This is a genomic window from Paenisporosarcina quisquiliarum (assembly GCF_027563315.1).
GTDB lineage: Bacteria > Bacillota > Bacilli > Bacillales_A > Planococcaceae > Paenisporosarcina > Paenisporosarcina quisquiliarum.
Genome location: NZ_JAMKBJ010000009.1, coordinates 123,061 through 132,125, shown reverse-complemented (window position 1 = coordinate 132,125; position 9,065 = coordinate 123,061). Strand labels below are relative to the sequence as shown.

6 protein-coding genes are annotated in these 9,065 nt (G+C 37.2%); 4 read left to right on the top strand and 2 right to left on the bottom strand.

The features are described from left to right. Nucleotides 1-402: 402 nt before the first annotated feature. Nucleotides 403-1,134 (bottom strand): hypothetical protein, encoded by a 732-nt coding sequence (locus M9R32_RS11650; RefSeq protein WP_269926903.1) that lies wholly within the window; start codon nucleotides 1,132-1,134, stop codon nucleotides 403-405. Nucleotides 1,135-1,403: 269 nt separating this feature from the next. Further along, nucleotides 1,404-3,725 (bottom strand): M20/M25/M40 family metallo-hydrolase, encoded by a 2,322-nt coding sequence (locus tag M9R32_RS11645; protein ID WP_269926902.1) that lies wholly within the window; start codon nucleotides 3,723-3,725, stop codon nucleotides 1,404-1,406. 199 nt (nucleotides 3,726-3,924) lie between these two features. Here M9R32_RS11645 and M9R32_RS11640 point away from each other — a divergent pair, with 199 nt between their 5' ends. The 4 genes from M9R32_RS11640 (at nucleotide 3,925) to M9R32_RS11620 (ending at nucleotide 9,008) form a co-directional block, all read left to right on the top strand. After that, nucleotides 3,925-5,136 (top strand): sensor histidine kinase, encoded by a 1,212-nt coding sequence (locus tag M9R32_RS11640; RefSeq protein WP_269926901.1) that lies wholly within the window; start codon nucleotides 3,925-3,927, stop codon nucleotides 5,134-5,136. After that, entirely contained in the window at nucleotides 5,111-5,767 is a 657-nt protein-coding gene (locus M9R32_RS11635) for a response regulator transcription factor (protein WP_269926900.1), read from the top strand. The genes M9R32_RS11640 and M9R32_RS11635 overlap by 26 nt, the downstream gene beginning before the upstream one ends. A gap of 493 nt (nucleotides 5,768-6,260) precedes the next feature. After that, the gene (locus M9R32_RS11625) at nucleotides 6,261-7,487 is read left to right on the top strand and encodes an ATP-binding protein (RefSeq protein WP_269926898.1); all 1,227 of its coding nucleotides are present in this window, start codon (nucleotides 6,261-6,263) and stop codon (nucleotides 7,485-7,487) included. Between the two features lie 129 nt (nucleotides 7,488-7,616). After that, nucleotides 7,617-9,008 carry an MATE family efflux transporter gene (locus M9R32_RS11620; RefSeq protein ID WP_269926897.1) on the top strand — a complete coding sequence of 464 codons (1,392 nt, stop codon included), beginning with the start codon at nucleotides 7,617-7,619 and terminating at the stop codon, nucleotides 9,006-9,008. The last annotated feature ends 57 nt before the right edge of the window (nucleotides 9,009-9,065 follow it).

Below are 9,065 nucleotides of genomic sequence, written 5' to 3'. Positions count from 1 at the left end.
CTTAGAAAATAGCTCAAAACCTTCCAATTAGGATACTGGGAGGTTATTTGGCATACGCATTTTTTAATATACCACGTATAGATTTATTCTATCAAAAAATATTGACAAACTATTAGCTGGTTTAGTTCAACAAGAAATATAAGTATACTTTGCAGATCTTCAACTCAAGCACTCGTTAGCCAATTTCAAGCCATTTCTTTATTTTAAAAGCATTTGTTGTCTTATTGTTAATGTAAGGGATGTGTGGTGATGATAGCGCAATATAATCATTGATATATCCGCCAGCACAACCTATTTGAATCCAGTTGTTCATAAAAGATTCAAATGATTTTCCAAGCCTCCAACCGTGAAAATTTTTATCATTTGTTAAATAGATAACTTCCCCTATATTGTATTTTCGGTCTATTCCAAAGTAATTCCCCCTCCCATCCCATCAAGGTAATCATGGTCTAACCTAATGGCGTTTAACTGGATTAGCTTATCGAGATTCCACAGTCCTAAATCAAATAGGCCTCCATTCAATATATTCCTATTTGTATATGGTTCGCCTTGAGTTGAATAGATATTAGGATCATCTAATACACATGTTGAATTTTCTTGTGTATTCCAATAAAAATCACATTGATTCGAATAATCTATCACTACCTTTTTAAATGATTGTGGAAGTTCGAAACCAATAGTGCTTTCAATCTGCAGCACGTCATTTTCTGATGCAGGTTGATCAATAAATAGATTCCCTATTCCTCCTTTGTTTTTTATGGATTTAAGTGTTGAATGTAGAATTTCACTCCAATGAAAATACTCGATAGTTTCTGGTTCGCACCTATTCTGTTCCATCTCTGATTTTTTGTTTTTTGTTGTATAAACTTCCCCTTCGAAACGGACCCATTGAGGCAGTTCTTTAGAATCATTTGGAATCTCCCTATTAAATCGCATATTAGACTTCAGGAATTCTAATCCTTTTACTGTAACAGCATATGTATTTTCAATACGACCCTTTAGGACAGAAATATAATCCTTCTTTATAGCCATATTCAGAAAATCCCGAAACTCAGATTCATCAATATTGTATGTTTTGTGTGAAAAAGACTCTCTCTCCAGTATTTTTCTTAATACACTAAATAGTAATCTCACTCTAAACACCTCTATTTTTTCTTTAAATTAATTTATTTTATATTCCTCCTTCTTCAACTAAACTGCTGCGTTAGTTTAAGTAAAAACTTTCACATTGGTATATTAATTTTAACATAATTATCCAGTTCCAGTATTAATATTAGGGACATTCTTCATATTCTTAAAAGATTTATCAACTCTTTCCTTTAACATAGCCAGAATTAAAAAAGCCGTAATATAAAGGAAGCGAAAGCATCCTCGTATATCACGGCCTTTAGTTTAATTATTAATTAGTCTCGAATCTTCTTCATGACGAATGAATTTTCCCCGTACGTAGAATATTCTGGTGGACGTTCTCCTTTTATTTCAGGGATGTTGTATGCAAGATCCGCTACGATCCACTCAATTGATTCATTCGCGTCGACAGTGACTTTTACATTTACCTCTCCAGATTGACCTACAATATATGTGAAGAGTAATGGTTGTTGTGTTGTAAATTCATTTTTGTCTAACTTCATTTCTTTTCCATTAAGGATAAGGGTTGATATGTTCATTTTCGATAAAGACTGCATGAAAATTTCTTCTGCTTGACGATTTGTTTTCAATTGGTATTCAATTGTTCGTTTATCGCCTTGTACTTCGTCTGATATAACGGTCACTGTAGGTGCTTTCAAATCATATAAATCAGCCTCAGAGTAATTAACATCCCAATTTAATATTGGGAAGAATTCGGAAGTGTTGCCTTCTATGACATTTTCCTGAAGATAATTCGATGTATAGTCATCTACAGCATGTCTGGCTACCCAATAGGCTTTATTGGTGTCTTCATCCATGAAATACGAAATGTCACTGGCTTTTTGATGTTCCGTTGTCGGCTTGTTATTGATATTGAGTGTATTTGTTACTAATACCAATAATCCAGCAGCCAAAAGGATAGATGACATCATCCATTTGGTTTTGACCTTTAATGTACTAAGAATCGGTATGAGCAGGGCCCCAACGAGCGAAACCATCACCATAAGCGCACTTGCAAGGTTCATCGTGACTAACATTTGGATCAGGTAAATGACAGGTGTCAGAATCAAAAATGCTGGAACTGAAAATCCAGCAGTTACAAGATAACTCTTCCACGAATTTTCTTCTGAACGAAATAATATATTTACTCCAATCAGACCAAATAGTAACGGCCAAGCAAAAACATAACTGCCTGCACTAAGCAGGAAACTTGTAACGACTAATAGGATTAACCAAATGAGCAAGGCACCCATGGTCAAGCTTTCTACTTTTATTTTTTTGTTGGCCATCGTATAAAGAAAACTTAAAAATGCAAATACAATCAGCGAAAAAGCAATTAAATAAGTTGTTCCAAATGTTATATCTGTGCCCATCATCCAAACTTTTTCATGCAAAATAGCTGTAAGTATTTTCCATAAACTTAGCCCGATTAAAAATGATCCAATGATTCCGCCGATCATAACGAGAAGACCGGCAAGCATGCCAAGAACAGAAAGTTTCTTGCGTCTATAGCCATGTATGAAGGTAATCACAAACAAAATGACTGTCAATACCATAATAGGAATGACTAGCTGCTCCGAGTACGTAATCATTTTTGATCCAAAAATATTAAAGAATATTTGGTTCCCATCACTTGGTTTAGTTAAATCTAACTTTCCGAAATGACGTACAAGACTTAACATGTATTCGCCATGATGCTGGAGGCTCTCTTTACTGAGCTCTTGCAAATTATCGCTTGTCGTATGGTAATGTCCAAGCCCCTCACCAAATGCAAAATTCAAACCGTTTAGTCCTGCAGCTTTAAAAACAGTAAGGTCTGTGTCATTTGGCATCAGCTTATATAAATTATAAATAAATGAATGAGCCACGGGTGTCGGTGCAGCTTCAACAAACTCTTTTACAAACCAACCATTTTGATCACTCGTTTCAAACATGAAGGAAGGACCTTCATTTCCTCTTGCCTCAAAATTTAACACTAAACCAATGTCTTCAACAAAGGGATGTTCTTCAACAAATGCCTTTGCTCCAAGCATCCCGTTCTCTTCACCATCTGTTAACAGGATAATGACATCGTTTTCAAGTGATTTCATTTCCTTTAATGCTCTTACCGTCTCTAAAATAGCAGAAACTCCCGCTCCATCATCGGAAACGCCGGGGCCACCCGGCACAGAATCATAGTGAGCTACAAGCATAATGGCTTTCGACGAATTCGTTCCTTCTATTTTGGCAACAATGTTCTCGATCGTACCTCCTGCAATCCATGAGCCAGTATCATGAAGTGAAGTTGTTTTTTGAATTTCAGGATTGACTCCTAGTTCTTCTAAAACCCCCACCAAGTAGTCTCGTACTCGATCATGTTCTTTCGAACCAAGAGGATGTGGCGCAACAGCAAAATCCTCTAAATAGGAGAAGGCTCTGTCTGCTGAAAATGCAGTTGTAGCAGCACTAGAAGGTACAACTTTTGGGGACTTCAACTGTAATAAACTTACAAAAATTGTTCCTAAAATAATGGCGATAACAGAAATGAAAATAAGGACCGATCTTTTCGTATTTTCATGAAATGTTTGTGTTGTATTGCTTGATGGTAAATGTGCCAATCAATTCTCTCCTTTATGGTGAAAAACTTAAATATATAATCAAAATATGCATTTTTATTATGGATTAGAAAAGGTCATACCTCATAGTGAATTACGTCATATAGTGGTCATATGACTTTTATGACTTTGGAAAAAGGAGAACGAGAAAAGCTTGTTGAATACAGTAAAGATGCAATTTTTTACCATGAAGGAGCGCTATATGCTGCCGATACATAATGAAACCCATTGGGTATATAAAACCGCCCAAATAACAAGGACTGGTTGGTTTGCATTCCATTTATTGATTTTGATTTTTTTCCTGACCTCTATGCCATTCTTTTGGCTCGTATTGCTCTTGTTCTTTGCCGCATTTCTAATTCCCATTTGGTCTGGATCTAAAATAGTTAATTTTAGTGTTGAAAAATATCCGTTACTTGAATTAATTTTTAGTGGATTGTTCTTGATTGTCGGCTGTTATTTTTTGGGTGAGTATTCGTCTTTTTTGGCCTACCCTTCACTCTGCGCAGGTATTTATAGCAGACCCGGGAAGGAAAGATGGGTTTTATGGGCCGGCTTTTCCATTACTCCTTTTATCGCGATACTCGCCGTGGGATTAAACCAGTTGGGGATGGGTGTTATTGATGGACTCTTTTTCTTCGGTGTTGGATTAGCCATTTCTAAAGTTCTTGAAGCAGAGAAGAGAACGCAAGTGTTACTGGAGGAGAACCGTCGGCAGAATCAACTATTAGAGGAATATGCAAAACAAATTGAAAAAGTCACGTTATTGGAAGAAAGAAACCGTCTTGCAAGAGATCTTCATGACACAGTGGGACATACCTACACATCAGTAATCATGGGGCTTGATGCAGCGTCATTTTTACTTGAAACATCCCCTGAAAAAGCGCAGGGACAAGTGGATCGATTAAGTGATGTGATGAGAAAATCATTAGGTGAAATCAGAAGTCAGATTCATCAGATTTCCCCGATTGGAGAAAGGGAGGAATTATCCTCCCAATTAAAAAATCTGGCAATGGAATTTGCTGAACATACGAAAATAGACATTCATTTTGAGTATATTGGAACGCAGGAAATGAAGATTTCCTCTCAAGGAATAATCACCTTCATTCGTTGTCTTCAAGAATCATTAACGAATGCTGTCCGTCATGGGCATGCCACGGAAATCAAGATTACTCTAAAAGAAGAGGGACAATATGGGATTCTGACGATTCAGGATGACGGTATTGGCATAAGTAATGTGAAATTCGGGTTTGGTCAAAATGGAATGAAAGAACGTTTGGAAGCGCTACAAGGTGGTTTGCGCATTGAATCAAAGGTAAATGAAGGAACCGTTATTACTTGTTTCTTACCAGTAGTAGCAGATCGTTTAAGGGGAGAAATTGAACCAGATGATAAAAGTGTTAATTGTGGATGACCAGGAATTGATTCGCATGAGTCTATCTATCGTATTAGGAGGAGAAACAGACTTCGAAATCGTGGGTGTAGCTGAACATGGAAAAATGGCAGTCGAGTTAACGAGGCAGCTTTCTCCGGATGTAGTACTGATGGATATTCATATGCCTCTGATGGATGGCGTAGAGGCAACACGTAAAATTAAAAGCGAATTTCCAAATGTAAAGGTGATGATTTTAACAACCTTTGAGGAATTGGGATATGTCAGGGATGCACTGGGAGCAGGAGCGGAAGGGTATGTTTTAAAAGCTATTCATCCCAAAGATCTTGCGGCTGGCGTGAGACTCGTACATCATGGTGGAACCTTGATCACACAGGAAATAGCCAAGCAGTTAATTGCGCAATGGATTAACCCGTTGGATCAAACGGTAGAAGATAGAAATAAGAAAAACAATTTCAGACTGACTGAACGAGAAACACAAGTACTGGAACAACTTTCAAATGGAGCAACCAATCGTGAAATCGCACTGAAACTTTTTCTGACCGAAGGAACAGTGAAAAATTATATATCAAATATTTATTCGAAATTAGAAGTCACGGGAAGGCATAAAGCTGTGTTCAAGGCAAAAGAACAAGGTATTATTAATTCTTGATGGAAGATAAGAATCATCTTACTAATACTTGTATGAAATTATATTAAACAAAAAGACAGACTTCGTTTGCAGAAGTCTGTCTTTTGTTTTTTAAAATAATTCAGGTGAATGTTTTATAAAATAATAAAGGACATAAAACCAACTAAAAAAACCGTGAATAATGGCCCAACCAATGGACTGATAAGCTGTGTAAGAGACAACCATCGCAAGGCAAGATCCAAAACCGATTCCTTTCTTTATGACATCTGCAGTTTTCTGTTCCTTCGTAATTTTATTCCCTCCATACCTCACGATATGACAAAGTACGCGGAGTTATGCACGTTTAGTACGGGCTTGGTGCCACTGAGTTCTTTGGAATGTCTGCATTTTTTCATCGTCTCACCTAATCCATCTGATGTTTTTATAATAGAAACGCTTAAATTTATTCGTGAATGCTCAAAAAAAGATTATAATAGATTTAGTTTGAAGAATTTTACAACAAAGGTGTGTACCCGTGAAGCAATTTATGAATCAAAAACAGTATTATTTTTTAACCATCATGACGATTGCTCTTATGACAAGTGGATTAATTGTTGTAATTCCACGTTATGATGGTCTGGAAACAGGATTACTTTTACATATTTCATTAGTCGTTTTATTATCTGCAAGCTTATTAATCTATCCGATGTATGAGAAGTATTTATTTAGACTCACCACAATCATTGTAGGTGCAGCCTATTTCTATATGCTTTTCTTTTTATATCCAGAAACATGGTCGACGTTTATTTTTCTCTGCTTTATCCCTGCGTTTTCCATTTTGTTTTTCGATTCCAAACTGTTTTATTTCTCTTTGGTGTTTAATGTTTTGTTAATTACTTTAACGTTTAGTTATGTCGTATTAATCGATCAAGGCGATAACTATTCGCATATTACGATGGATTTAACCGGAAATATTATTAATTTTATCGGAAGCCAAATCATTATTTACCTAATTTTTTATATTTCATCTGATCGAATAAAAAAACAACAACTGTATTATGAAGAATTGCAACAATCGGAGCGGTTAAAAACAACGGGTCAACTGGCAGCTGCCGTCGCCCATGAAATCCGAAATCCACTGACTGTGGTAAAAGGTTTTCTACAGTTTTATGAAAATGACAGTTCGGTCAGCAAAGACGTAAAAGACAATTTTTCTATGATGATTGATGAATTAAATACAGCAGAGCATGTTATTTCCCAATTTTTAACCACAGCAAAACCGGATAAAGATCAAAAAATGGAGACAGTAGATGTTCGAAAAGCTCTGCAAAGTGTAGCAGATTTGCTGATGTCTTATGGCGTTTTTCATCAAAATAACATTGAACTGCTTGTTGAAGAAAAAATATATATAGCAGCAAATCCCATCGAATTTAAGCAGTTACTAATTAATTTGGTGAAAAATGCAATTGAAGTTTCAAATAAAGGGGATTCAGTCCTAATTGTAGCTGAACGAAAAAAGAGAGAAATTGAAATAAGAGTAGTCGACACAGGTTTTGGTATGTCAGCAGAAGTATTAAAATCCCTAGGGTCTCCATTTTACTCCCTAAAAAGTAAAGGCACGGGACTTGGACTCATGATTTGCTTTAACATTGTCGAGAAATATAACGGAACCATTCATTTTGAAAGTGTAGAGGGGAAGGGCACCACAGTGATTGTCCGCTTCCCTGTCGTAACGCATCCGCTGGCTAGATTGGAGCAATAGAACTTCATTTGTTAGGTCCATTCACATGAACTGTGAATGGACCTTTTTTTCTCATAAAACCCTTGGATAGCATTATCTTCTGTTTATAGTTAAAATAAAATATTGTTTAAGCTGGAAGAGGGTGAAAAAATGGCAACAATTGAAGCAGAGAACATGCCAATGAAGAAGCTGAAATTATTCAGTCTGACATGGCCTATATTTTTAGAAGTCTTTCTGTTTATGTTAATGGGAATTGTCGATACGTTCATGCTGAGTGCGCTTTCGGATGATGCTGTATCCGGAGTCGGTGCAGCCAATCAATATATACACATCGCCATTTTAGTACTTGAAGTCGTGGGAACTGGTGCGGCAATCGTTGTTTCCCAATATCTCGGTTCCAAGAGGTACATCGAAGCATCCAAAATATCGGGGTTAGCCGTTACATTAAATCTAGGTATCGGGCTAGTCATAAGTGCAGGATACTTAGTGTTTGCCAGAAGCATGATGTCGGCCATGAATTTACAAGGTGAAGTATTGGCGTACGCTGAACAATATTTGTCCATTGTAGGTGGTGCCATTTTTCTTCAAGCCATCATTAATTCATTAGCGGCTATTATTCGTGTTCATGGATGGACGAAACAAACCATGTATGTATCCTTGGGCATGAATATCTTTCACGTAGTCGGCAACTATTTGCTTATTTTCGGGAAATTTGGATTTCCTGAGTTGGGGGTTCAAGGTGCCGCCATTTCGTCCGTGATCAGTCGGTTCCTGGCACTCATAGTGTTCTTCTGGTTGCTCTATAGAGTCATGGAATATCGAGTGAAATTTCACTATTACATTACCTTATCAAAAGAATACATCGGCAAAATTCTGCATATCGGAATTCCGGCGGCATTTGAGCAGGTCATGTACCAGGCATGTCAAATTGTATTCTTGTATTACGCGACCTACCTTGGGGCAGAAGCCTTGGCAGCCAGACAATATGCGATGAATATTTCCATGTTCACATTTTTGTTTGCCATTGCCATAGGTATGGGAACTGCCATTATTGTCGGACGATTAGTCGGGGCAAATGAAAAAGAAGAAGCGTATTTGCGATTATTTAAGAGTTTGAAATCAGCCCTTATCTTCACGTTAAGTATGGTCATACTGGTGATGATTTTCCGCAATCAGCTGATTGGGTTATTTACGGATAATCCAGAAGTCATTAAAATTGCATCCACCGTTTTGTTGCTCAGTATCCTTTTGGAGACAGGACGGACAATGAATATCGTCATCATCAATTCACTGCGAGCTGCAGGGGATGCTAAATTCCCGGTCCTTATCGGGGTCTTTTCAATGGTATTGATGAGTTTGCCATTAGGATATCTCTTCGTCTTTCATTTGGATATGGGTCTGCCGGGCATCTGGTTGGCTATTGCAGCAGATGAATGGACGCGGGCCATCATTATGTATTTCCGATGGAAAAGCAGAGCATGGGAAAAATATGCACTCGTTCCGCCGGAAGTTACAGGGACACCACACACGCAAGAAAACTGAAGTTGACAGACTTTACGCACAATGATAATTTCAATTTAAGAATACTAAAGGCAATGT